The sequence below is a fragment of the Streptomyces paromomycinus genome, assembly GCF_003865155.1.
Lineage (GTDB): Bacteria > Actinomycetota > Actinomycetes > Streptomycetales > Streptomycetaceae > Streptomyces > Streptomyces chrestomyceticus.
This window is the reverse complement of sequence record NZ_BHZD01000001.1, coordinates 8,533,695-8,559,224: the sequence shown is the minus strand read 5'-3', so window position 1 is coordinate 8,559,224 and position 25,530 is coordinate 8,533,695. Positions and strand designations below refer to the sequence as shown.

10 protein-coding genes are annotated in these 25,530 nt (G+C 72.0%); all 10 read left to right on the top strand.

Annotated elements, in window-relative coordinates; all coding sequences use genetic code 11:
• Nucleotides 1-11 precede the first annotated feature (11 nt).
• The gene (locus OEIGOIKO_RS36775) at nucleotides 12-3,176 is read left to right on the top strand and encodes a non-ribosomal peptide synthetase (RefSeq protein WP_125057664.1); all 3,165 of its coding nucleotides are present in this window, start codon (nucleotides 12-14) and stop codon (nucleotides 3,174-3,176) included.
• A gap of 11 nt (nucleotides 3,177-3,187) precedes the next feature.
• The gene (locus tag OEIGOIKO_RS36770) at nucleotides 3,188-3,991 is read left to right on the top strand and encodes a thioesterase II family protein (RefSeq protein ID WP_125057663.1); all 804 of its coding nucleotides are present in this window, start codon (nucleotides 3,188-3,190) and stop codon (nucleotides 3,989-3,991) included.
• A 112-nt stretch (nucleotides 3,992-4,103) separates the two neighbouring features.
• Nucleotides 4,104-5,843 (top strand): ABC transporter ATP-binding protein, encoded by a 1,740-nt coding sequence (locus OEIGOIKO_RS36765; protein WP_125057662.1) that lies wholly within the window; start codon nucleotides 4,104-4,106, stop codon nucleotides 5,841-5,843.
• On the top strand, nucleotides 5,840-7,549 hold the full coding sequence (locus tag OEIGOIKO_RS36760) for an ATP-binding cassette domain-containing protein (protein WP_246177781.1): 1,710 nt from the start codon (nucleotides 5,840-5,842) through the stop codon (nucleotides 7,547-7,549). Before OEIGOIKO_RS36765 ends, OEIGOIKO_RS36760 begins: the two co-directional genes overlap by 4 nt.
• The gene (gene sbnA / locus OEIGOIKO_RS36755; protein ID WP_125057661.1) at nucleotides 7,546-8,574 is read left to right on the top strand and encodes a 2,3-diaminopropionate biosynthesis protein SbnA; all 1,029 of its coding nucleotides are present in this window, start codon (nucleotides 7,546-7,548) and stop codon (nucleotides 8,572-8,574) included. The genes OEIGOIKO_RS36760 and sbnA overlap by 4 nt, the downstream gene beginning before the upstream one ends.
• A 40-nt stretch (nucleotides 8,575-8,614) precedes the next feature.
• On the top strand, nucleotides 8,615-9,616 hold the full coding sequence (gene sbnB / locus OEIGOIKO_RS36750; protein ID WP_125057660.1) for a 2,3-diaminopropionate biosynthesis protein SbnB: 1,002 nt from the start codon (nucleotides 8,615-8,617) through the stop codon (nucleotides 9,614-9,616).
• 67 nt (nucleotides 9,617-9,683) lie between these two features.
• A complete protein-coding gene (locus OEIGOIKO_RS41945; protein ID WP_170251965.1) occupies nucleotides 9,684-11,183 on the top strand; it encodes a hypothetical protein in 1,500 nt (499 codons plus the stop codon).
• A 62-nt stretch (nucleotides 11,184-11,245) separates the two neighbouring features.
• Nucleotides 11,246-17,668, top strand: coding sequence for a non-ribosomal peptide synthetase (locus OEIGOIKO_RS36745; RefSeq protein ID WP_170251964.1), 6,423 nt, complete (start codon nucleotides 11,246-11,248; stop codon nucleotides 17,666-17,668).
• Entirely contained in the window at nucleotides 17,658-24,764 is a 7,107-nt protein-coding gene (locus tag OEIGOIKO_RS36740) for a non-ribosomal peptide synthetase (RefSeq protein ID WP_125057658.1), read from the top strand. Before OEIGOIKO_RS36745 ends, OEIGOIKO_RS36740 begins: the two co-directional genes overlap by 11 nt.
• On the top strand, nucleotides 24,761-25,519 hold the full coding sequence (locus OEIGOIKO_RS36735; protein WP_218040027.1) for a GNAT family N-acetyltransferase: 759 nt from the start codon (nucleotides 24,761-24,763) through the stop codon (nucleotides 25,517-25,519). The genes OEIGOIKO_RS36740 and OEIGOIKO_RS36735 overlap by 4 nt, the downstream gene beginning before the upstream one ends.
• The last annotated feature ends 11 nt before the right edge of the window (nucleotides 25,520-25,530 follow it).

Sequence of the window (25,530 nt, the reverse complement as noted above, 5' to 3'; positions counted from 1 at the left end):
GTGATCTCCCCATGCCCTCTTCCCCGCCCTCCCGTACACGTACCGGTCCGAATCCCTATGCGCACGGCGAGCGCATCGAGCAGGTGGTCGCTCATCACGCACGGCTGCGGCCCGCGGACATCGCGGTGCAGCAGGGGGACCGGCTGCTCACCTACGGCGAGTTGGTACGGCGGGCGGATCGCGTGGCCGCCGCTCTGCACGGGCGGGGCGTCAGGGCCGGCGGGCGGGTCGCCGTGCGCATGGAGCGTTCTCCCGAGCTGGTGGTCGCCCTGCTGGGTGTGCTGCGGGCCGGCGCGGCCTATGCCGCCACCGATCCGGAGTGGCCGCACGCCCGTGTCCTGGACAGTCTGCGGGGAACCGGTCCGGATCTGTTCATCACCGACGATCCCGTTCCCGGGGTGGACGGAGAGATCCCCGTGACGCCCTTCGAGGCGCTGCTCACCGGCGATCCGGCCGCCGCGCCCCCGCCGGAGGCCGACGGCACCCGTACCGCCAGCATCTTCTACACCTCGGGCTCCACGGGGAAGCCCAAGGGCGTCCTCTCCCCGCACCGCGGCACGCTGCGCACCCTGGTCGACTGCCCCGCCGTACCGCTGGACAGCGGCACGGTCTTCCTCCAGGCGGCGCCCCTCCCCTGGGACGGTATGTCGCTGGAGCTGTGGGCCCCTCTCCTCAACGGGGGCCGCAGTGTCCTGCTGGATGCGGGGTCGGCGGCGCTGGACGCCGAGCAGCTTGAACACGTCATAGGGCTTGGGGTCAACAGTCTGTGGCTGACCAGTTCGCTGTTCAGCGTGCTGGCCGAGGAACGGCTGGATCTCTTCGGCGCGTTGCGGCTGCTGCTGGTGGGCGGCGAGCGGGTCTCCGTCGCCGGCGCCCGGCGCGTGCTGCGCCGGTTCCCGGAGCTGCACATGGTCAACGGCTACGGGCCTGCCGAAGCGACCATCTTCGCCACCCACCACGTCATCCGCCCCGCGGACGTGGCCGAGGACAGCACCGAGATCCCCATCGGCACCCCGCTGCCGCGCACCCCGGTCATGCTGCTGGGCCCCGACGGCCGGGCCGTTCCCGACGGCGGGCCGGGTGAGGGGGAACTGGCGATCGGCGGCGACGGCGTGGCACTGGGGTACGCGAACAACCCCGAGGAGACCGAGCGCCGCTTCTTCAGCGCCGGCGGCAACCGCTACTACCGTTCCGGCGACATGGTCGTACGCGACGCGGCGGGCCTGCTGCGGTACCGGGGCCGGATCGACCACCAGTTCAAGATCCGCGGGATACGGATCGAGGCGGGCGAGGTCGAGTCCGTACTGGAGGCGCACCCGGACGTCACGGCGGCCTGTGTCCTGCCCGTGGAAGCCGTCCCCGGCCGCAGGGAACTGGTCGCGGCGTACGCCACCGGTGACGGGCGGCCACGGGACGCGGCGGAGTTACGTGCCTTCGCCGGCGAGCATCTGTTGGACGCCATGGTGCCGACGGTGTTCCACCACGTCGACCGCCTTCCGCTGACGGGTACCGGGAAGACGGACCGTAAGGCGGTGGAGCGTTCGGTGCGGGAGGTGCCCGGCCTGCACCCGGCACCGGAGCGCCCTCCGCGGGAGAAGGGCCCGGAGGCGGGCCCGCAGACAGACCCGCTCCTTGCCGAGGTGCGCGGCCTGCTCGGGCTGGCCGCACTCGGCATACGGGACGATCTCGTACTCGCCGGGGCGAACTCCCTCGACGTCATCCGGCTGGCGGCCCGGCTCGGCCGCCGTCTGGACGCCAGGCTGACGGCCTCGGACGTCTACCGGCTGCGCACGGTGGAGGACATCCGCGCCCACTGCTCGGCAGCCACCACCGTGGCCGCCGACGTGCTTCCGCAGCCCACCGGGCAGGAGGAGAGCGACGCACCGCTCTCGCACGCCCAACTGCGTTTCTGGCTGGGCGAGATGAGCGCTCCGGGTACTGCCGACAACCTGATCGTGCTGGCTTACGCGCTGTCGGGTCCCCTCAAGACGGAAGCACTGGCCGAGGCCCTTCAGGACACCGTCCGCCTGCATCCGGCGCTGCGCACCATGTATCCCTGGGTTGGAGATGCTCCTGTGCAACGGGTGCTGCCACCCGACGAGGCGGGCATCGACATGGAGCTGACCGAGGCCCCCGCCGACGCGGCCGGGGCCGGGCTCCAGGAATTGGCGGAGGCGGTGACCGCCGACTGGTGGGACCGGCCGTTCGCTCTGGAGACCGAAGTGCCGCTGCGCGTCCGGCTGTGCCGGCTGGAAGCGGACCGGCATCTGCTCTGTGTCCAGGTGCACCACATCGCTTTCGACGGCTGGTCGGAATCCGTGCTGGTGGCGGATCTGCAAGCCGCGTACCGGGCCCGGCTGGCCGGACGGCCGGCGGAGCAGCCCGGGGAGCGGCTCCCGTACGGCAGCTACAGCGCCTGGGAGAAGACCCGGCTCGCCGAGTGGGCCAAGGACGACATCCCCTTCTGGGAGCGCGAGTTGTGCCCGGCCCCGCCCCCCTTCCTGCCCGCCCCCACGGGTTCCGGAGAGGCCCGGCGGCTGGAGGCCGTGCTGCCGGTGGACGCCGGGACGGTGGACCGCCTGGTGCGGGTGGCGGCCCGGTACGGCGGCCCGGCCGTCACCGCGCTGGCCGCCGGAGCCGCACAGGCCGTCGCCGAAACCTTCGGGACCGGGTCCTGCACTCTCGGCTCGGTCACGGCGGGCCGCTTCGACCCCGCCCTGGAGACGGTGCTCGGCTACTTCGTCAATCCCTTCGGCATCCGTGTCCGTGACGCCGGGAGCGAGGACATCGCCGCGCTGGTGGGCCGGACGGCGGAGGGAATCGTGGCCGCCCTCGCCCACACCCGTACGCCTTTCGACGAGGTGGTGCGCGAGCTGGGCCCGGACCGCAGCCGGCACCCTTGGTTCCAGGCGTTCGCCGTCCTCCAGGCCGAGCCGCCGAGCGGCCGCCTGAGCGACGAGGTGACGGTGGAACCGGTGCGGGTGCGGCCGCCGCGTACCGCCGTCGAGCTGATGCTGGAAGCCGTTCCGGAACCCGGCGGATCGTGGCGGCTGGTGGTCGCGTGGCGGGCGGACGGCGTCGCGGAGAGCAGCGTCCGGCGTCTCGTGGAAGCGCTGCGTACAGCGCTGAACCGGATCGCGGTCCTCGCCGAGCGGCCGTCCCCCACGCGTTCCTGAAAGGTCCCCCCATGAGCTCCTTCCCCGCCCCGGAGGCCGTCGAACGCTGGCTCCGGCGATTCCACGCCCCGCCGCGCCGCCCCGCCGCCCGCCTCGTCTGCCTGCCCCACGCGGGCGGCTCGGCCGGCTTCTTCTTCCCCTTCTCCCAGGCCCTCGCCGGAGACCTCGACGTGCTGGCCGTGCAGTATCCCGGCCGCCTCGAACGGCACCACGAACCGCCCCTGACCGACATCGCGGAGCTGGCCGGCCAGGTTGTCGCCGCGCTGACGTCAGCCACCGCCGGCGCGGACGGCCTCCCGCTGGCGCTGTTCGGACACAGCATGGGCGCCCTGATCGCCTACGAGGCCGCGAGTGAACTCCAGGACCGGGGCACTCCGGTGCAGGCGCTGTTCGTCTCCGGGCGGCGCGCGGCCGGCTGCCCCGACGCCATCGTGCCGCTGCACACGCTGGACGACGACGCCGTGGTCGCCGAGTTGCGCGCGATGGACGGCACCGAGGACGAGCTGCTCTCCGATCCGGACATGCTGCGGCTGATCCTGCCCGCCGTCCGCGCGGACTACCGGGCGGTGGCGAACTACCGCTACCGGCCCCGTCCGCGGCTGACCTGCCCCGTGGTGGCCCTGACCGGGGACGACGACGCCCGGGTCAGCCTGGAACAGGCCGCCGCCTGGGCCGGCCACACCACGGGCCCGCACGAGCTCCGGGTCTTCCCGGGCGGCCACTTCTACCTCTCGTCGCCGCCGCAGCAGTCCGCGGTGACGGCTCTGCTGCGAAGCCGTCTGGTCGGCGGACACGCCGCCGCGGTACCGCTCTGACCGCCGGCGCCACCGATGCGTCCGGGCCGGACCTGCCCGCGGGGAATCGCCCCGACACCGCTTGATCCCAGGAGACAGACCATGCCACCCCGTTGGTCAGGAGCACCCTCATATGCCTGAGCCGCGCGCCTCGTCCCTGCGCCTGCTGTGGGGCGAGTCACGGCCCGTCCGGCTGATCGCGGCGGGCGCCCTGTCCGTCCTCATGGTCAGCGTCCTCGCCACCCTGGCCGGCCCCTGGCTGGTCCAGTACTTCGTGAACCAGGCGACCGCGGGCAGCGCCCAGTCCGTGCTGGTCACCGCGGCCCTCGGCTATCTGGCCGCCGCGCTCGTCGCCGGAGCGGCCCGGATCTGGGCCAGTTACCTGGCGGTCCAGGCGGGCTGGCGCATCGCCGACAGCCTGCGCGTCCGGCTGCTGCGCCACGCGGCGGTCGAGCAGCCCGTGCTGGACGTGGAGAGCCGGCCGGTCGGCGAGATCCTGGAACAGGTCGAGGGCAACGCCAACATCGTCGGCAAGGCCGTCGCCGAATCCGGTTTCCGCATGCTCAGCAACATCGCGCTCGCGGTCGGCACCGTCGCCGCGCTGTCCGTGGCCGTGCCGGCCGCCGGCCTCGCCATCTCGGTGCTGGTCGTCGCCGTGTGCTTCGTGCTCACCCGGCTGACCCGGCGGTCGATACGCCGCTGGCAGGCCGCGCGGGAGCAGCAGGCGGATCTCTTCGGCTTCGTCGGTGACTCCCTCAGCGCCCGGGACGACCTGCTGCTCGCGCGCGAGTCGGACTGGGCCACCGAGCGGACCCGTACCGATCTCGAAGCGCTGCTGCGCACCGAGGGCCGCGCCTACATCAGCGGCCGCGCTTTCTGGCCGTTGACCCAGTTGTGCTTCGCGGTCGCCTTCGGCCTCGGTTTCGGGTTCGGCCTCCAGCAGTTGCAGGCGGGTGCCATCACCATCGGCACGCTCACCATGATCTATCTCTACGTCGATCTTCTGCAGCGCCCGCTGGAGGAGATGTCATCCCAGCTCGGCCAGTTGCAGCAGATGATGGCGGTACTCAAGACGTCCGCGCGCAGACTCGGCCCTGAGGGACGGGCGAAGTCCACGCCGCCGGACGGGCAGGTGTCGCTTCCGGAGGGGCCGCTGGAGGTCGCTTTCGAGGGCGTCTGCTTCGGTTACGGCGACACCCAGGTGCTGAGCGAGGTGTCCTTCACGGTCGCGCCCGGCAGCAGTCTCGGCATCGTCGGCCCCACCGGCGCGGGCAAGAGCACGGTCGTCAACCTGCTCTGCGCGCTGGCCGAGCCCGGTGCGGGCCGGGTCCTCATCGGCGGTGTCGAGGCCGGCCGTCTCACGCCCGCCCAGTTCGCCGAACGCGTCACGGTGCTCAGCCAGCGCGCGCACGTCTTCTCCGCCACGGTCCGGGAGAACATCACCCTCTTCGACGATGCGGTGCCTGCCGAGCGTGTCTGGGAGGTGCTGGAGCAGCTCAACGCCGCCGACCGGGTGCGTGCCCTGCCCGAGGGGCTGGAGACCCGGGTCGGCGCCGGGGCGCGAGAGCTCTCGGACGGCGAGATGCAGGTTCTGGCGGGCGCCCGCGCGCTGACCCGCCCGTACAGCCTGCTGATCGTGGACGAGGCGGCGTCCCACTTCGACCCGGAGACCGAGAAGGCCTGGGCGGACATGCTGGACACGGTCATGCGGGACCGCACGGTCGTCATGGTCGAGCACCGGACCGGCACCCTGCGCGGCGTGGACCGGATCATGACGATGGAGAGCGGCCGGGTCAAGGAGATCACCGAGGCCGGCGTCACGGTCGACGGCGCCGGACGTTCCGGCGCTCTCACGCGAGGGGGGAAGCGGTGACCACCGGACAGGAAGCCCGGTTCGAGACCGTGGCGTTCAGCCGTTTCCTGCACCACTGCGGGAGCAGGCTGCGGGCGCTGTACTTCACCGCCATGGCGACCTGGAGTGCGATCTACGGTATTCCGCTGCTGATGGGCGCGGTCACCTCGGCCATGCTGGACAGCGCGGCCGGACCGCTGGAGGGCAGCGGCGTGTGGTGGCTGCTGGCCGCCGCCGTCGCGCTGATGGTGCTGCGCGCCGCGGCCTTGTGGGGCGGTCTGCAACTGACGTTCGTCCTGATCTTCCGTACCAGTGCCTGGATCAAGGTGACGGCGCTGGGCCGGCTGCTGCGGCGGCCCGGGTCGCGCGCCGCCGTACGCGGCAACGGAGAGATCCTCAACCGGCTGCGGGACGACAGTGACGAGATCGGCGGTCTGCTGGAGTGGACCACCGACCTGGTCTACCGTTCGGTCCTCCTCGTCGTCGCCGTCGTCGTGCTGGCCGTCACCGACCTCACGATGACGATCCCGCTGCTGTTGCTGCTGCTCGGCCTGTGGGCGTCCGTCGCCCTGAAGAACCGCGTCGCCCTGCTCCAGGCGGAGACGCGCGTGCGGCAGGGGGTCATCGGCTCGGAGGTCGCCGACACCCTGACCGGCATCCGCGACCTGCGGCTGTCCGGCGCGATCGAGGGGCGGCTCCACGGTCTGGAGCGGCGGTTCGCCTGGCGGCGCGGGGTGCAGCTGCGCCATCAGGTCTACCTCGACCTGCTGTCGGACCTGTTCCGCAACCTGGTCATGGTGGGCACGGCGGTGGTGCTGCTCACCGTCAGCGTCCGCGTCTCCAACGGCGACTTCTCCGTGGGCAAGCTGGCGCTGTTCGTGACGTACACCGGCTGGCTGGGCCAGCAGATGTACTTCTTCGGCAAGATCCTGGCCCGCTACCAGAGCGGCAAGGTCTCCTACGCCCGGCTTGGCGAACTCGCGCCTCCTGACGAGCCGTTGACCACCCGGGACAGCGGCCCCGCCGCGGGCCCCCTGCGCGAGCTGACCGTGACCGCGCTGAGTTGCGCCACCCCGGCGGGCGTGACCGCGCCCGAGCCGGTCAGCTTCCGGGTGCGCCCCGGTCAGCTCGTCGCCGTCACGGGCGACATCGGCTCCGGCAAGAGCACGTTCGTCCGCAGCCTGCTGGCGCTCCAGCCCGGGGTGCACGGCCAGGTGTGCTGGAACGGCGTCGATGTGACCGGGAACCAGGACTGGCTGAGCGCGCCCCGCGTGGGACACGCCCGGCAGCGGTCCCTGTTCCTCCGGGGAACCGTCCAGGAGAACCTGCTGCTCGGCGCCACGGAAGTGCGCACCGAGCACCTGGAGCGGGTGATGAACGCCGTGCATCTGCGGCCCGGCTCGCCCGAACTGCCCGACGGGCTCGGCACCCGGCTCGATTCGGGTGCGGCCAGCCGGCTGTCCGGCGGCCAGCGGCAGCGCCTGGCGCTGGCCCGCATGCTCTGCCGTCCGGCCGAGCTCTACGTCGTCGACGACTGCGACTCGTCCCTGGACGGCGCGACGGCCAGGTCCATCTGGCAGACCCTGCCCAGGCAGTGGCCCGGCGCGTGGGTCGTCGTCTCGCACAATCCGGACCTGCTGAAGGCAGCCGACACCGTGGTGACCCTACGGGCCGGCACCCATGAGGTCACGTCAGTCAACGGAGCAGAGAAGGAGGCCGCGTTGTGAGACCGACATCCGCCCTGCAGGAACTGTCCGACCCGGACATGTTCATCGACCTGTCCCCCTACCTCGGGCACGCGCTCCAGATGAAGTGCGAAGGCCTGAACCTCGGCGGCTCGATCAAGGTGCGGGCGGCCGCCTCGATGGTCGCCGCGGCCGAGCGCAGCCGCCTCCTCCGCGAGGACTCCGTGCTCGTCGAGTCCTCCTCGGGCAATCTGGGCGTCGCGCTGAGCGTGATCGCGGCCGGCAAGGGGCTGCGCTTCACCTGCGTCACCGACGCACGGTGCAACGCGGCCACGGCCGCCACCATGCGGGCCCTGGGCGCCGAGCTGGTGGTGGTCGAGACGCCCGACCCCGAGGGCGGCTATCTCAAGGCCCGGCTGGACCGGGTCCGTGCGCTGTGCGCCGAGGACGACCGGTACTTATGGCTGAACCAGTACACCAACCCCGCCAACTGGGGTGCGCACTACGAGTCCACGGCGCCCGCCATCCTGAAGCACCTGCCCGACGTGGACGTGCTGTTCGTGGGGGTGGGCACCGGCGGGACCGCGATGGGCTGCGCGCGCTACTTCCGCGACAGCGGCAGCCACGCCCGGCTGGTGGCCGTGGACGCCGCCGGATCGGTCACCTTCGGGCGGGACCCCGCCCCCCGGCTGATCCCGGGGCTCGGTGCGAGTGTGCCGCCGCCGCTGTTCACCCCGGAAGCCTTCGACCATCTCGTCCAGGTCGGTGAACTGGACGCCGTGCGGCTCTGCCGCACACTCGCCTCGCACGGCATGCTCTTCGGCGGCTCGACCGGCACGGTGGTCGCGGGCGCGCTCCAATGGCTGGATCGGTACGACCCGGGCCGGACGCTCAACTCGGTGTGCATCTCCCCCGACATGGGCGACCGCTATCTCACCACCGTCTACGACGACCGCTGGGTGCTGGACCACTTCGGCCCCGAGGCCCTGCGCCCGCTGCAACCCCTGCATCCCATCGGCCCGGTGGAACTCGTACGGAGCGGGGCGGGCGCGCCGGACCTCGGCTGAACGACGGGACACCCGACCGCATCAAGGAAGGACACGCATCATGTTCGAATTCACCGTTGTTCCGGGGCCGGCCGTACGCGACGTACTGGACGCGGACCGCCCCGCCGTCATCGACCTGGTACGCCGCACCTACGTGCACCATGAAGCCGGAGACTCCGTCAACCCGGACAGCTATTTCCTGCGGTTCCCCGACAAGCCCGACGCCCGCATCATCGCCCTGCCCGCCTTCCTGGGAGCGGACGTGCAGCGCGCCGGCATCAAGTGGATATCCAGTTTCCCGGCCAACACCGCCGCGGGGCGGCCCCGGGCCTCCGCGGTGCTCGTCCTCAACGACTACGAGACCGGCTACCCGACGGCCTGCCTGGAGGCCGCGACCATCAGCTCGGCCCGCACCGCCGCTTCCGCCGCCGTCGCCGCCACGGCGCTGCGCCCGGGCGGGTACGCGGGCAGCACGCTCTCCGTGGTCGGCGCGGGCATCATCGCGCGCAACATCTGCGACTACGTACATGCCGCAGGCATCCGCCCCGACACATACCTGGTGCACGACCTGGACCCGGCGTCCGGGCACGCACTGGTGCAGCACATCCGGGAGAACCTGGGGGTGCCGGCCGAGTTCGTGGCCGGCCTGGATGCCGCGCTGACGGCCGACACCGTGGTGTTCGCGACCACCGTGGCCACCCCGTACGTGCACACCCCCTTCAAGCCGGGCCAGCTCGTGCTCAACATCTCGCTGCGTGACCTCGCCCCCGAGGTCATCACCCAGGCGGCCAACATCTTCGACGACGTCGAGCACTGCATGAAGGCCAACACCTCGCCTCACCTCGCCGAACAGGCCACCGGTGGACGGGATTTCGTCACCGGCACGCTGGCCGCCGTGCTGAACGGCGAGGTGAAGCCGCCCACCGACGTGCCCGTGGTCTTCTCCCCGTTCGGGCTGGGTGTGCTCGACCTCGCGGTCGGTGCCCACGTCCTCGGCCGCGCGCAGGAGGCGGGCACCGCGGTGGAGATCCCCGGCTTCTTCGCGGAGACGCACCGCTGGTGACGGCGCCTCGCGGCCGAACGGCCGCGCCGACCGACCAGCCGGAATTCTCCTGAGGTGGACCATCAACATGATCACGCACTGGTGGCTCAACGAAATGCCACCGATTCCAGGTGTCCTGCGAGCCGTCTTCTACGCGGGCCTCCTGGTCATCTGTCTCGTCGACCGGCCGTCGCCGCTCGCCACCGCGCAGGTCGTCGGCACGACCCAGCCGGCGTTCTACACGCCGGTCGGCGTGCTGCGCCTGCTCGGCGTCCAGCAGGTCGGCCCCGGGCTGCTCACCCTCGTCACCCGGCTCACGGTGGTGGTGTGGGCCGCCGCCGCGGCCGGACTCCTCCAGCCGGCCACCGGCGCGCTGACGTTCCTGGGGTTCGCCTTCCTCCACGCGGTCAACGCCGGTGCGCTGGGCGCCAACCACTCCACACACTCGGCGCTCTACGCGCTGCTGTGCATGAGCTTCTCCGTCTCGTACGACTTCTCCCTCGACGGCCTGCTCGCCCAGCACACCGCCTGGCCCCTGCTGGTGCCGGAGAACTCCGTCCTCACTTCGGGTTTCGCCCCGGCGCTGCTGCTGGTCTGCCTCGCGTACACCATGTTCGCCGGCGGCGTGGCCAAGATCCGCTACGGCTGGTCCGGCTGGCGGGACGGCACCGCGCTCCGCTTCTATCTGGAGCAGTCGGCGCCCGTCGCCCGCGTGCCGTGGCTCTCCCGCCTGATGCTGGACAGCCCGGTCCTGTGCAGGCTCGCCGCCTGGGGCACGCTCGTCATCGAACTGGGCGCCGTCGTCGCCGTGTTCAGCAGCGAGGCGCGGATGCCACTGATCCTGAGCTGGGTCTGCCTGCACGTCGGCATCCTGTGCATGATGATGCCCGCCTACTGGGTGCAGATGTGGTGTTACCTGCTGCTCCTCGACTGGCCGTGGCTCACGTCCCTCGTCACCGGCGAGGAGACCGCCCGTCCTGTCTTCCCGGACGGCGGAGCCGGAGCGGTGGTGCTCACGGCCGTCGGCTGCCTCGTCGTCGCGGCCCTGGTGTACGTCCTGCTGTCCGAGTCCGAGCAGTGGCCTTTCACCAGTGTGCCGATGTACTCCAACGGAACGCGGGGCGCCGACCGGATCGTGCTGCCCGGCCGCTCCGAACTGCGCGCCCGTGCGCTGCGGGCCGCGCGCGGCCGCCACCGCGCCTGGCAGCGCGCCTGGGTCGACCAGGAGTACATGGAAGACATCTGGGTCCGCCCGGCGGACGACGGGGCCGAGCCCCAGCGCCTGTTCCACCTGATGCACGAACGCGGCGCCGTGCCCCCCGCGCGCTGGTCGCAGTACGCCAAGGTGGTGCGCGAGAACGCCGTCGAGGACATCGTGGCCAAACCGGCGGACCGCCCGGAACACACCGAGGAACAGGAATACCCCGCCGCCCGGTTCCTCCGCGAGGTCGTGCCCCTGGTGCGGAACGCGCTGCCCGGCTGGGAGCAGTACCGGGCCCTGGAACTGATCTGCCGTACCGAGTGCGGAGGCGTGGTCATCGCCCGCGCCGAACTGGCGGACCGGCCTGTCGGGGAGCCCGTCCGGTGAAGCCTTCATCCCTCCCCGGACCGCAGCCGACCGTCCCCCCGAAGAGTGAGGAAGCCCTGCGCGTGGACAGCAGCCCGAGCCCGCACGAGATCACCCGCGCTCCGACCGCCGACTGGTACCCGCTGTCGTCGGGACAGCTCTCGATCTGGCTGACGACGCAGGCGGGCGGCGCCCACGGCGCCTATACGGTGCCGGCCGTCTACCGGCTGAGCGGCGCTCTCGACGCCGACGAGCTGCGGCGGGCCTTCGAGGCCCTGCTCGCCCGCCACGAGTCGCTGCGCACCGCGTTCGCGGTGGTGGACGGGATTCCGCGGCAGCGCCCCGTCCCCGACGCCCCGCTGGACTGGACCCATGCGGTGGCCGAAGGTGACGCGGAGCACCTCGTCGAGGCGTTCACCGCCGGGGCGTTCGACCTCGCGGCGGGCCGTCTGCTGCGCGTCCTTCTGGTGCGCACGGGCGTGGACGAGCACGTCCTGGCGGTCGCCGCGCACCACATCGCGGTGGACGGCTGGTCGATGACGGTACTGCTCGACCAGGTGACCTCGGCCTACGACGCGCTCGTCCGCGGCGAGGAGCCGGAGTCCGGGGCACCGCAGCTCCAGTACAAGGACTATGCGCGCTGGCAGCAGGCCCACCTGCACGGCGGGTCCTTCGACGCGTCACGCGCGTACTGGCAGGAGCGGTTCCAGGAAAGCGTCGTCCCGCTGGACCTGCCTGCCGACCGGCCGCGCCCCGCCTCCCGCAGCTACCGGGGAGCCGTGACCGGCCGCGACATCGGGCAGGACACGCTCCAAGCACTCAAGGCGCTGTGCCGGCAGGAGCGGGTCACGCTCTTCGCGGGGCTGTCCGCCGCGCTCCGCGTCCAGCTGCTGCGGTACACCGGCCGGCGCGACATCGTGCTGGGCACCCCCGCCGTGACACGGCCGGTGCCGGAGCTGTACGACCAGATCGGCTGCTACATCAACAGCATCGCGCTGCGCGACACCGTACAGCCGGGTACCAGCTTCCGCGCACTGCTGCGCACCGTCCAGGACACCCTCCAGGGCGCACTGCGGCACCACGAGTACCCGTTCGACCAGGTCGTACGGGACGCCGGTGAGGCCACCGAAGCGGGCCGCAACCCGCTGTTCGACGTCATGGTCATCTTCGACCACGGCTGGGGCCGGCCGACGGAACCCGCGGCCGGGCTGCGCTTCGACGCCCTCAAGGCGGGCAACGGGCACAGCAAGATGGACCTGACCGTCTTCTTCGAGGAGACGGCCACGGGCCTGCGGGTCACGGCGGAGTACTCCACCGAGCTCTTCGACGCCGACCGCGTCGAGCGGCTGCTGGAGCACTTCGGCGTCCTGCTGGAGGACGCGTCGGCCCGCCCCGACCGAGCCGTGGAAACCGTCAGGCTGATGGGCGAGCAGGAACGCCACCAGGTGGTGCACGGCTTCAACCGCGCCGGGACGCACTACGACCTCGGCACCCCCCTCCCGCAGCTCTTCGAGCAGCAGGCGGCCCGCACCCCCGCCGCCGTCGCGACGGTCGACGAGCACGGATCGCTGACCTTCGCCGAGCTCAACTCCCGCGCCAACCAGCTCGCCTGGACCCTGCGGGAGATCTACGGAGTCGGCGCCGGCACCCTGGTCGCCCTGTATCTGGAACGCTCGGTGGACCTGACCGTCGCCGTTCAGGCCGTACTCAAGGCAGGCGGCGCCTATCTGCCCGTCAACACCGCCGACCCGCTGGACCGGGTGCGGACCGTCCTGGAGGACAGCGGCAGCAGGCTGGTGCTGACCCGAGGCGGCGGGGCTGTACCCCTGCCCGACGGCCTGCCGGAACTGGACATCACCGGACCGGCCGCCCTGTCACCGCGTACGGACGATCCGCCGCCGCTGGCGGGCCCCGGCGACCTGGCGTACTGCATCTACACCTCCGGCTCGACCGGCCGCCCCAAGGGGGCGCTCATCGAGCACCGCGCGATCGTCAACCGGCTCCGCTGGATGACGGACGACCTCGGGCTGGGCACGGACGACGTCTTCCTCCAGAAGACTCCCTACTCCTTCGACGTCTCCGTGTGGGAACTGCTCCTGCCGGGGCTCCTCGGCGCCACCCAGGTCATGCTGCCGCCGGGCGGTGAGTCCGACCCGCGGCTCATCCGGGCGACCGTCGAGCGGCACGGCGTCACCGTCGTGCACTTCGTTCCCTCGATGCTGAGCCAGTACCTGGCAGCCGTGCCCGACGCCTTCGCCGGCGTGCGCAACTGCGTGTGCAGCGGCGAGGAACTGGATCGCGACCTCGCCGGCCGCTTCCACTCCGCCACCGGCGGTACGGGCACGCGCCTGTTCAACTACTACGGTCCCACCGAGGCCGCCGTGGACGTCACGACGCTGCACGTCGAGGACGGGGAGCGGCCGGTCACCATCGGCCGCCCCGCTCCCGGCAACCGCCTCTACGTCGTCGACGAGGCGGGACAGCCCTGCCCCGTCGGCGTCACGGGCGAACTGTGCATCGGCGGCGTGCAGCTGGCCCGCGGCTACCTCAACCGCCCCGAGCTGACCGCCGAGCGGTTCGTCACGGCCGCCTTCCTCCCGGACGAGCGGATCTACCGCACCGGGGACCTGGCGCACTGGCTGCCCGACGGCGAGGTGCGCTACCTGGGACGGCGCGACAACCAGGTGAAGATCCGCGGCCACCGCGTCGAACTGGGCGAGATCGAGCAGGCACTGCGCGACCAGCCGGCGGTGACACGCGCCGTCGTACTCCCCCGGCGCGACGCCCTCGGCACGGACCTCCTGTACGCGTATGTGGAGGCCGGCCAGGACTGCCCGCCCGCCGACCGGCTGCGGGACGCACTGGAGCAGCGTCTGCCGCGCTACATGGTGCCCTCGCACTACATCCGCACGGACACCTTCCCCGTCACGCGCAACGGCAAGGTGGACCGCGCGGCGCTCGTCCAGCTTTCCGGCGCGGAAGTCGCGACCACCGAGTACGTCGCGGCGTCCACGCCGACCGAGCGGACCCTGACCGGTATCTGGCAGTCGTTGCTGTCCGTCCAACGGGTCGGCGTCACGGACGACTTCTTCGTGCTCGGCGGGCACTCCCTGAGCGCACTCCAGCTCAACAGCCGGATCAGCGAGCACTTCGGGCTGGACCTGCAAGCGGCGGCGATCTTCACCCACCGGACCGTAGCCGCGCAGGCCCGGCTCGTGGACGGTGCGGCCGCGGGTGCGCGGGCGGCCCTGGAGCCGGTGGCCCGCGCCGGGCGGCACGTCCTGTCGTACGCCCAGGAGCGCATGTGGTTCCTGTACATGCTCGACCCGGAGAGCACGGCGTACCACATCCCCACGCTCGCCACGTTCCACGGCCGGCTCGACACCGAGGCGCTCCGGGCCGCGTTGTCCGACCTGTTCGAGCGGCACGAGATCCTGCGGGTCGTCTACGACTCCGAGGACGGGCAGCCCTTCCAGCGGCCCCTCGACGGCCTGGCACTCCCCTTCTCGCAGACCGACCTGTCACACCTCGGCCCGCAGGAGGCGGAGGAGGCCGTCGCCCGTGCGGTACACGAGGACGGTGCCCGGCCGTTCCGGCTGCGGGAAGAGTCCCCGGTGCGCTTCCGTCTGTTCAAGGTGCACGAGACCGAACACCGGCTGCTGACCACACTGCACCACATCGCCGGCGACGGCTGGTCGACGCGGCTGATGATGCGGGAGCTGTCGGCCCTCTACACCCGGCGTACGGGCGGGGCCGGCGAACCGCTGCCCGATCTGCGGGTGCAGTACATCGACTACGCCACAGCCGTACGTGACGAGGGGCACCGCCAGGCCGTCGACGCCGATCTCCAGTACTGGACGGAGCGGCTCGCCGGTGCGCCCACGCTGGAGCTCCCGACCGACGTTCCGGGCCCGGAGGCCGCCGACAGGTCCTGCGGCAGGACCGCGCTGGCCCTCCCCGCCGCCACCGCCCGCAAGCTGCGCGAGCTGGCCGTACGGACCTCGACGACCCCGTTCGAGGTGACCATGGCGGCCGTCAGCCTGCTGCTGTCCCGGCTCGGTGACCAGCAGGACGTGAGCGTCGGCTACCCGGTGGCCAACCGGCAGAGCGTCGAACTGGAGGGGATCATGGGTCTCTTCCTCAACACGCTGGTACAGCGCACCGACCTGTCCGGCGAGCCGGTCTTCACCGACCTGCTGAAGCGGGTGAGCACCGGCGTCCAGGAGGCGTACGCACATCAGTCGGCGCCCTTCGAGCTGCTGGTCGAGCGGCTCAACCCGGCCCGGCAGCTGGACCGCACCCCCGTCTTCGACGTGCTGCTCAACTATCTGGGCAGCCTGCGCGAGGAGGCCCGGATCGAGGGACTGGAGGTCGAGTTCGACGACCAGCTCTTCGAGCCGGAGGCCAAATTCCCGCTCACTTTCTACGTGTGGGACGAGCCGGACGACGCGGGCGGCGAGCGCCTGCACATCGAGCTGGTGCACAAGTCCAGCCTGTTCTCCACGGCCCGCGCCGAGACGATGGTGCACCAGCTCGGCGCCCTGCTGGCGCAGATCGCCGACGCACCAGAGCGGCCGCTCGCCGCGTACTCGCTGGTCCTGCCCTCGCCCGCCGGTGCGGAAGCGGCCTTGCGCACCGCGATCGAGGAGCCCCCGCAGCCGCCGGTCACCGAACTGATCGCGGCGCAGGCCGCGCGCTCCCCCGGGCGTCCGGCACTCGTCCAGGGAAGCCGCTCCCTGTCCTACACGGAGCTGGTGCGGCGCTCCGAGGATCTGGCCCGGCGTCTGGTCGCCGAAGGGTGCGCGCCCGGCCGGGTGGTGGCGGTGACCGGACCGCGCGGCCCCGGGTTCTACGTGGCGATGCTGGGCGTGCTGCGCAGCGGCGCCGTCTTCTTCCCGCTGGACCCGGCGTTGCCTCCGGGCCGCCGTGACCACCTGCTGAGCGCCGGCCGGCCCGAGCTCGTGGTGCGGGCCACCGATCTGTTCGCCGACAGAGCCGACGGAGCCGACACTGCCGTCGGCACCGACGACAGCGGCCTGCCGGTGGTCCTGGTGGACGCGCACACCGGAACGCTGACGGAGGAGGCCCCGGACGCGGAGCTTCCCGCCGTCGCCCCGGACGCGCCCGCATACCTCTTCTTCACCTCCGGCACCACCGGCACTCCACGTGGCGTGCTGGGGCGGCACGCGTCGCTGAGCCACTTCCTGCGGTGGCAGAGCGGCGAGTTCGGCATCGGAGACGGGGACCGGTGCGCCCAGCTGACCAGCCCCTCCTTCGACGTGATGCTCCGCGACACGCTCCTCGCCCTGGTGTCCGGCGGCACCACGGTGGTGCCCGAGCCCTCGGACCTGCTGGGCGGCAAGGCGGTGTTCGCCTGGCTGGAGCGCGAGCGGGTCAGTGTGCTGCACGCCGCGCCCACAGTGCTCCAGTCCTGGCTCCTGGACGTACCGGCCACGACCCGCCTGCCCGGACTCCGGCTGGCCTTCCTGGCGGGCGAACCGCTGAAGGCGGCCCTGGTGGAGCGATTGCGGCAAGTGCTCCCGGAACACGGGGAGATCGTCAATCTGTACGGCCCCACCGAGACCACGATGGCGAAGTTCGCCCATCGCGTCCCGGCGGGCGAGACGCTGCCGCCGGTGCTGCCGGTCGGTACGCCGCTGCCGCAGTGCCAGGCGTTCGTGCTGCGCGGCGACGTCGTCTGCGGTGTCGGCGAACCCGGCGAGATCGTCATCCGTACGCCGTACCGGACCCTGGGCTGTCTGAACGCTCCCGATTCCGCGGCCTTCTACCCGAACCCGTACCGTGCCGACGAACGGGACCTCCTGTACCGCACCGGGGACGTGGGGCGGCTGCGTCCCGACGGACTGCTGGAGATCGTCGGGCGGGCGGACCACCAGATCAAGATCAGTGGCGTCCGTATCCACCCGGCCGAGATCGAAGCGGCGCTGGTGGGCCACCCCCTGGTGTCGGGGTGTGTCGTGACGGCCCACAAGACCCCGCAGGACGAGTACCACCTCGTGGCCTACGTGGTGCCGGACACCGGTGCCGAGGGCGACGGGCTGGGCGGACGGCTGCGGCAGTACCTCACCGGACAGCTTCCGCAGGCCATGGTCCCCGGCGAGTTCGTCGTGCTCGACCGCATCCCCACGAACGCGAACGGCAAGCCGGACCGCCGGGCCCTGCCCGCGCCCGCGTTCCTCGACGACTCGCCCGTCGCCGGCAAGGCCCCCCGGACCGCGGCCGAACTGCGGATCCAGGAAGCCTGGCAGTCGGCCCTGGGCCGCCGGGTCTCCGGTGTCGACCAGGTCTTCTTCGAGCTCGGCGGCACCTCGCTGAAGCTGCTGAGGCTCCACGCACTGCTGGAGGAGGAGTTTCCCGCCGCCTTCCGGGTCGCGCAGTTGTTCAGCCACCCCACCATCGCTCTCCAGGCGCAACTGGCCGAACCGGCGGCTGCCCGGGAGACCCAGGACCCCACGGAAGACGAGGTTTCCGAGCATGACTTCTGATCAGTTCCCGGCGGCCGCCGGTGCCCGGGACATCGCCGTCGTCGGCATGGCCGTACGGCTGCCCGAGGCCGACGACACCCGTCAGTTCCTGGCGAACCTGCGCGACGGGCGGGACAGCGTCCGCGAGATCTCCGCCGAACGCCGGGGTCGCACCTCGATGCCGCTGGACGAGAACTTCCAGCTCAACGGCTACATCGAGGACATCGACTCCTTCGACCACGCCTTCTTCGGCATCTCGCACGGCGAGGCCCAGGTGATGGCCCCTGAGCACCGGCTGCTTCTCCAGACCGCCTACCAGGCGGTGGAGGACGCGGCCCAGCGCCCGGCCGCCCTCAACGGCCGCCGCGTCTCGGTGTACGTGGGCGACACCCGGATCGCGTACCACCAGCTCGTCCGCGCCATCGAGGCCCCGATGGTGATGGGCGTGCACGTGGCCGCCGCGGCCGGCCGCATCGCCCGCTTCTTCGGGCTGTCCGGGCCGGCCGCCATGGTCGACTCCTCCTGCTCCTCCGGGCTGCTCGCCGTGCACCACGCGGTCAACGACCTGGTGCTCGGCGACGCCGAGATGGCGCTGGTCGGCGGGGTGAACCTGAATCTGTTCGGCGACCCGGTCCAGGACGACGCCGGCCTGGACCTGGGCATCCGGTCGGCGGACGGCAAGACCCGGGCCTTCTCCGCCGAGGCGGACGGCACCGGGTCCGGCGAGGCCGTGGTCGCCGTCCTGCTCAAGCCGCTGGACGACGCCCGGCGCGACGGCGACCCCGTGCACGCCGTCATCAAGGGCATCGCGGCCAACAACGTCGCCGACCGGTCCAGTTCCCTGACCGCTCCCGACAGCTCGGCGCAGGCGGAGGTGATCACGCGGGCCTGGCGCAAGGCCGGCGTCGACCCCGCCACGGTCTCGTACGTCGAGGCCCACGGGACCGCCACCCGGCTCGGCGACCCCATCGAGATCGAAGCCCTCGACCTGGCCTTCGGCCCGACCGCCGCGGCGAAGCACTCCGTCGCGCTCTCCTCGGTGAAGAGCAACATCGGCCACACCTGGAGCGTCTCCGGGCTGGTCGGCCTGGTGAAGGCCGTGCTGGCGCTCCGGCACCGGCAGCTCTTCCCCAGCCTGCACACCGAGGCACTCAGTCCTCTGATCGACTTCTCGGAGTCGGCCGTCTCGGTCACCCGGCAGCTCACGCCCTGGGAACGCGAAACCGGGATACGCCGGGCCGGGGTCAGCTCCTTCGGCGTCATGGGCACCAATGTGCACGCGGTCCTGGAAGAGGCACCGGCGCCTGGCGAGGCTCCTGCGGACACGCCGCCCGACGGTTACTGGATCCCGTTCTCCGCCAGAACCCCGACCGCGCTGGCCGCGAACATCGCCGCGCTACGCGCCCGGATCGAGAGCGACCCGCAGCTGCGGATCGCGGACATCCAGCGCACCCTGGCGGAGGGACGCGACCACCACCCGTACCGGTACGCGGTGACCGCCGACGATCTCGACAGCCTCTCCCGGGCCCTGGCCGAGCCGCCGACCGGCCCGTCGGCCGTCGGCCCGGTGACCGTTCTGCTGGTCTCCGGGCGCTGCCCCGCCAACCCCCGCCAGGTCTCCGCCTTCCGCGCCGCCCATCCCCGTTTCGGCGAGCTCTACGCACAGTGCGAGCGGGCCGCGGAAGCCGACGGCACGGAAGCCGACGGGCAGTTCGCCTTCCAGTACGCCCTGCACGGGCTGCTGCGCGAGATCGGCTTCGACTTCCGCCACGTGGTGGGAGAGGGTGCGGGCAAGCACGTGATCGACGCCGCGGCCGGCCGGGTGCCGCTCGCCGAGGCACAGCGCCTGGCGCACGCGGAACGCGCCGCGCAACCGGCCGAACCCGCCGATCTGGACGCGCGCGTCGACCGGCTGCTCGGCAAGCTGGTGGGCGCGCAGCCGGTGCTCTTCGTCGAGGCCGGCCCCCTGTCCACGGTCTCCGGCGCACTCGTCGCACGGGGCGGGGCCGGGTACCGGGTCGTGTCCGTGACGGAGGGGCCCGCCGCCCTGCTGCGTGATCTCTACACCGGTGGCGCCGACTGGAACTGGGCGAGCACCGCGGGCGCAGGACGGCGGATCGAGCTGCCCGCCTACCAGTTCGACAAGGTCCGCTGCTGGCTGGACGACGCCGACCTGGCGCCCGCGAGGGGCGCCGCGGCTGCCCCGGCCGAGGAGGCCGGAGCGTCGGGAGCAGCCGGGCAGCGGTCCGGTCCGCCCCCCGCCGACGTCCTGGAAACAGTGACGGGAGTCTGGCGGGACGTCCTCGGAACGGAGGCCGTCTCCCCCTCGGACTCCTTCTTCGACCTGGGCGGCGACTCCATCAGCGGCCTCCAGGTGGTCAACCGGGTCCAGAAGCTCTTCGGCGTCGAACTCGACGTCCTGACCCTCTTCGACTACGACACCCCCGAGGACCTCACCGGCCACCTCGGCACGCTCCTGGCCCCGGAGCCGGACACGGCACCGGACGCCGTCGAGGACACTGCCGAGGAGGCCGCCGACGAGGCCGCTGCCCCCGCCGCACCCGGCTTCTTCCCGGCCTCCGCGGCCCAGCTGAACGTCTGGCTGGCCTCCCAGTTCGAGGGCGGCTCGGTCGCCTTCAACCTCACCCGGAGCTTCGAGCTCACCGGCCCGGTGGACACCGCCGCGCTCCAGAAGGCGGTGGACGGCCTGACCGCCCGCCACGACGGCCTGCGCGCCGGGTTCCGGCTGGCGGGCGAGCAGCTCGTCCAGCAGGTGGCACCGGCCGTCCCGGGGACGGTCGCCGTCGAGGTGCGCACCGAAACCTCCGCCTTCCCGGCGGGCCCCGCGGCCGTCGGCCTGGTCAGGGAGTTCGCGGCGCGCCCCTTCGACCTGGAGAACGGCCCGTTGCTGCGCGTGCGGCTCGCCGGCTTCCGGGACGAGCGCCACCTGCTCAGCCTCAGCACCCACCACCTCGTGGCCGACGGCTGGTCCCTGGGACTGCTGGTACGCGATCTGTCCGAGCTGTACGCTGCCGCCGTCGCGGGTACGGAGGCCGCGCTGCCGCCGGTGGGCGCCGACTACCGTGAGCACCATGTGCGGGAGGCGCAGCGCGCGCAGGACCGGCGTGCGCAGGCCGCCGCGTACTGGCTCGACACCTTCGACTCCGTACCCCCGGCGCTCTCCCTGCCCACCCGGGCCGGCGCCGCGGAAGGCCGTGCCTACACCGGCGCGTACCGCGACTACGCCCTGCCCGCCGCCCTGTGGCAGCGGCTCAAGTCCTTCGCCCGGTCCCGTGGCGGCACCCCCTTCACCTCCGTGGTCAGCGCCTTCGCCGCGGTCCTGGCCCGGTACAGCGAACACGGTGACCTGGTGCTGGGCACCTCGGTGGCGGACCGCGGCGAGGAAGCCCTGGAACAGCTCGTCGGCATGCTGGTGCGGACCCTGCCGCTCCGGCTGAGCGTCGATGCCGAAGCGGGCTTCGACGCCCTGTACCGGCAGGTGCGCGGCACCTTCAACGACGGTCTGCGCCACCTGTCCCACCCGTACGAGGAACTGGTCCGCGACCTCCAGGAGCGGGGGCGGACGCATACGCCGGACCTGTTCGACGTCCTGATCGAGTTCGAGCAGTTCGCCGGTGCCGGTACCGGGCCGCTGGAGGCGATGGCCGCCACCGGACTGGGCGTCGAGCAGGTCGACGTGACCCTGGAGACGAGTGTCTTCCCCCTCAACATCATGCTGGCCGAGCAGCAGGGCACGCTGGGGGCGGCCGTCCGCTTCGACACCCGGCTCTTCGACCCGGCCACCGTCGACGGGCTCTGGGAGGCGTTCGAAGCCCTGCTGGACACGGCGCTGGCCGATCCGGACACTCCCCTGGGCCAGCTCCCACTGCTGACCACCCGTGAAGAGCAGCGGGTACGCACCCTGGGCCACCGAGAGCTGGAGTTCGACCGCGGTTTCCAGATCCACCGGGCCATCGAGCACTTCGCGGCGACGACGCCCGACCGGCTCGCCCTGTCCAGTGCCACCGATCCGGCCGGCCGGCGCACCTTCGCCGAGCTCAACACCCGGGCCAACCGGCTCGCCCGGTACTTCACCGACGAGCTGGACGTGACCAGCGGCGAGGTCGTCGCGCTGGTGATGGACCGTTCGGTGCTGATGGTGGAGTCCGTCCTCGCCCTGTGGAAGTGCGGTGCGGCCTACCTCCCGGTCGATCCCGGTTACCCGGCCGCCTTCGTCCGCGGGATGCTGGAGTCCTCGGACGTACGGGTCGTGGCCCTGGATCCCCGGCAGGCGCCGGAGGGGCTGGCGGCGCACATTCCCACGGGATGCCGCCAGGCCGTGCTGACCGAGGAGACCGGTCAGCACGGTGACAGCAGCGATCCGGGGCTGGAGGTCGACGAGTCCGGGCTCGCCTACGTGATCTACACCTCGGGTTCGACCGGGAAGCCCAAGGGCGTGATGGTCGAGCACCTCGGCATGCTGAACCACCTGCACGCCAAGATCGCCGACCTGGGGATCACCGAGGACAGCGTCGTCGTCCAGAACGCCTCCAACAGCTTCGACATCTCGCTGTGGCAGATGTTCGCCGCTCCGTTCACCGGCGGCCGCACCGTCGTCGCGTCGGAGGCGCTCCAGCTAGACCCGGTCCGCTTCGCCGAGCGCGTCGAGGCCGAGGAGGTCACCGTCCTGGAGGTGGTCCCGTCCTATCTCGAAGCGATGCTCGACGCCTGGGACCGCGCCGACCGGCCGGTCACGCTGGAGCACCTGCGGCACCTGATGGTCACGGGTGAGGCGTGCCTGCCGCGTCAGGTGAACCGGTGGCTGCGGGCCTACCCGAGGATTCCGGTGGTCAACGCCTACGGCCCGACCGAGGCGTCCGACGACATCACCCACCACGTGATGGACCGGCCCGTGACGAGCGAGACCGTGCCCCTGGGCCGTCCCGTTCCCAACACCCTGATCTACGTGCTGGACGAGCATCTGCGGGTCGTCCCGCAGGGCGCGCGGGGCGAGATCTACGTCTCCGGCATCTGCGTGAGCCGTGGATATCTGAACGCGCCTGAGCAGACGGCCCGCGCGTTCCTGACCGACCCGTTCGAGCCGGGGCGGCGGATGTACCGGACCGGTGACAACGGCCGCTGGACGGAAGAGGGGAACCTGGAGTACTTCGGCCGGACCGACAGCCAGGTCAAGGTGCGCGGCTTCCGCGTCGACCTCGGGGAGATCGAGCGGCGGGTGGACGGAGCGCCCGGCGTCAAACAGGCGGCGGTGGTCGTCAAGAAGCTCGCGGGGACGGGGCAGGACAAGCAACTCCACGCGTATCTCGTCCTGGAGGACGACGGCACGGTGGACGGCTGCCGCGACCACGTGCGGCGCGAACTGCCGCACCACATGGTGCCGAGCGAGTTCATCGTGCTGGACCGGCTGCCGCTCACCTCGAACGGCAAGGTCGACCGCCCGACGCTGGCCGGTCTGCGCGCCGAGCGGAGCACCGAGGTCGCGGTCGCTCCCCGTACGGACGCCGAGCGGGTGCTGGCCGAGATCTGGGCGGAGGTGCTGGGGCTGGACTCGGTGGGGGTGACGGACCGCTTCTTCGACATCGGCGGCAACTCGCTGCGCGCCATCCAGGTGCTGGCCAGGATCCGCGGCCGGCTGGGTGCCGACCCCGGACTGGAGCGGTTCTTCTCCCGTCCTACCGTGGCCGGGCTGGCCGCACTGCTGGACGGGGCCGCCGGTACCGGCGAGCAGGGGACGATCCGGTCCCTCGGCGGCCCCGGCACTTACGCGTCCGCGCCCACCCAGGGCCTGCTGCTGGCCGTCGAGGAGCGCTACACGCACGCCCAGCGCGCCGCGTTCAACCGCAACGACCTCATCGAGCTGTACGGCCCGGTGGACGAGACCCTGCTGGAACGCTCCTTCGCCGCCTTGGCGGACCGGCACGAGAGCCTGCGGACCACCTTCGGCACGAGCGTCCAGCCACCGGTCCAGACCGTGCACGCGGCAGGTGCGCTCACCCCGGCGTTCCGGGTGCACGACCTGACGGGCCGGCCCGACCCGGACGGCGCCGTACGGGAGTTCGTCGCGGCGCGTGTCCACGTGCCGTTCGACATCACCGCGGAGCCTCTGGTGCGGGCCGATCTGCTGCACACCGGCGAGGACCGGTACGTCCTGCTGACGTCGGTGCACCAGCTGGTCTCGGACGGGATCTCTGCCGTCGTGCTCCACCGGGAGTGGCAGGAGCTGTACGACGCGCTGGTCACCGGCCGGCCGGCCGCGCTGCCGGAGCTCCCCGTCCAGTACAAGGACATCGCGGCCTGGCGTGACGAGCGGCTGACAGCGCAGGTGCGGCGCGAGCACCTTGAGTACTGGAAGCGCGAGCTGGACGGCGCCTCGCCCGACGTACCGCTGGTCACCGACTTCCCCCGGCCGCCGGTGAGCGCCCTGTCCGGTGTCCGGCTGCGGCGTCCCCTGGACGCCGGCCTGGCCGAGCGGTTCGCCTCCCTGGCGAGCCGGCAGGACGTCACCGAGTTCGTGGTCGCCCGCGCCGCCGTCGGCCTCCTGCTGCTGGGCGAGACCGGGCAGTCGGACATCACCATGGGCACCTACACCAGCGGCCGCGACCGGCTGGACCTGGAAGGCCAGATCGGGTTCCACGTCAACACCGTTCCGCTGCGGTTCCGGCTGCTGCCGGGCGACAACATAGGCAGCGTACTGAGCCGTACCCAGCAGGACATGCTGCGGGCGTTCGAGCACCAGGAGTACCCGTACGGCTGGATCATGCGCGACCTCGGCTGGGAACGCGGTCGTGACCGCAGCCCGCTGTTCGACGTGATGGTGGCGATGGACCAGCTGGACGGCGAGGAGGAGCCGCAGCGCAAGGGCGGCGTCCTGTTCCAGGCACGGGACCTGCCGCGCCGCTCGAAGGAGGCGGACCTGCAGTTCGTCTTCATCCGCTCCGGCCGTGGACTCGAACTCGCCTTGACCTACAACAGCGAGATCCTCACCGAGGAGCGCGCGCAGGGTCTGCTGGACAGGCTCTGCTCTATTCTCGACTCCATGATCGACGAACGGCCGATCGCCGGCATGGTGACGTGCGAAGGGAACGCGACCGCGTGAACAGCGAGAACATTCTGGCGGGGCTCGACGAGGAACGCCGGGCGTCAGGTGAGGATTCCGGGAAGGGCGTCGTCCGTGAGCTCGCGACGGACGGCTCCGAGTGCCGGATCGTGTACGCCCGCTGCGCTCCCGAGGAGCTGGACGACGTCATCCGGGAGGAGACCGCACTGGCGCGGTCGGGCAACTACACCCTGGAATGGAAGTTGTACGGCCACGACACCCCGGCGGACCTGGCCGGCCGGCTCACCGCCGCCGGGTTCGAGCCGGACGACCAGGAGAGCGTGCTGGTCCTGCCGCTGGACGGCACGGACCTGGCCTCCTTCGACTCCGCGACCCGGGACATCCGGCCCGTGACGGACGAGCAGGGGCTGGCGGACTACGCGCAGATCGCCCGCGCGCTCGGCCGCAAGAACGCCGAGGAGGAGCGGCAGCGGCTCGCCGCCGAACTGCGGGACGACCCGGAGGCGTTGAGCATCCACATCGCCTACGTCGACGGGCAGCCGGCCTCGTGCGGCCGGGCCTACTTCCGGCCCGGCGGCAGCTACGCGGAGCTGGCGGGCGGCCGGACCGTCCCGGAGCACCGGCGGCAGGGGCTGTTCACCGCACTGGTCGGCAGCAGACTGCGGCAGGCGCGGGAGCGGGGCCGTACCCATGTCTTCGTGGACGCGCTGCCGACCTCCGAACCCACCTTGCGCAAGCTGGGTTTCGAGGTCGTGACCTGGACCAGGCCCTTCGTGTACGAACCCGGCTCCTGAGCCGGCCCGGA

What these genes read in the sequence shown, in the direction of transcription:
- OEIGOIKO_RS36765 (WP_125057662.1), top strand. Translation starts at nt 4,104, where the DNA reads ATGCCTGAGCCGCGCGCCTCGTCCCTGCGCCTGCTGTGGGGCGAGTCA.
- OEIGOIKO_RS36740 (WP_125057658.1), top strand. Translation starts at nt 17,658, where the DNA reads ATGACTTCTGATCAGTTCCCGGCGGCCGCCGGTGCCCGGGACATCGCC.
- sbnB (WP_125057660.1), top strand. Translation starts at nt 8,615, where the DNA reads ATGTTCGAATTCACCGTTGTTCCGGGGCCGGCCGTACGCGACGTACTG.
- OEIGOIKO_RS36770 (WP_125057663.1), top strand. Translation starts at nt 3,188, where the DNA reads ATGAGCTCCTTCCCCGCCCCGGAGGCCGTCGAACGCTGGCTCCGGCGA.
- OEIGOIKO_RS36775 (WP_125057664.1), top strand. Translation starts at nt 12, where the DNA reads ATGCCCTCTTCCCCGCCCTCCCGTACACGTACCGGTCCGAATCCCTAT.
- OEIGOIKO_RS41945 (WP_170251965.1), top strand. Translation starts at nt 9,684, where the DNA reads ATGATCACGCACTGGTGGCTCAACGAAATGCCACCGATTCCAGGTGTC.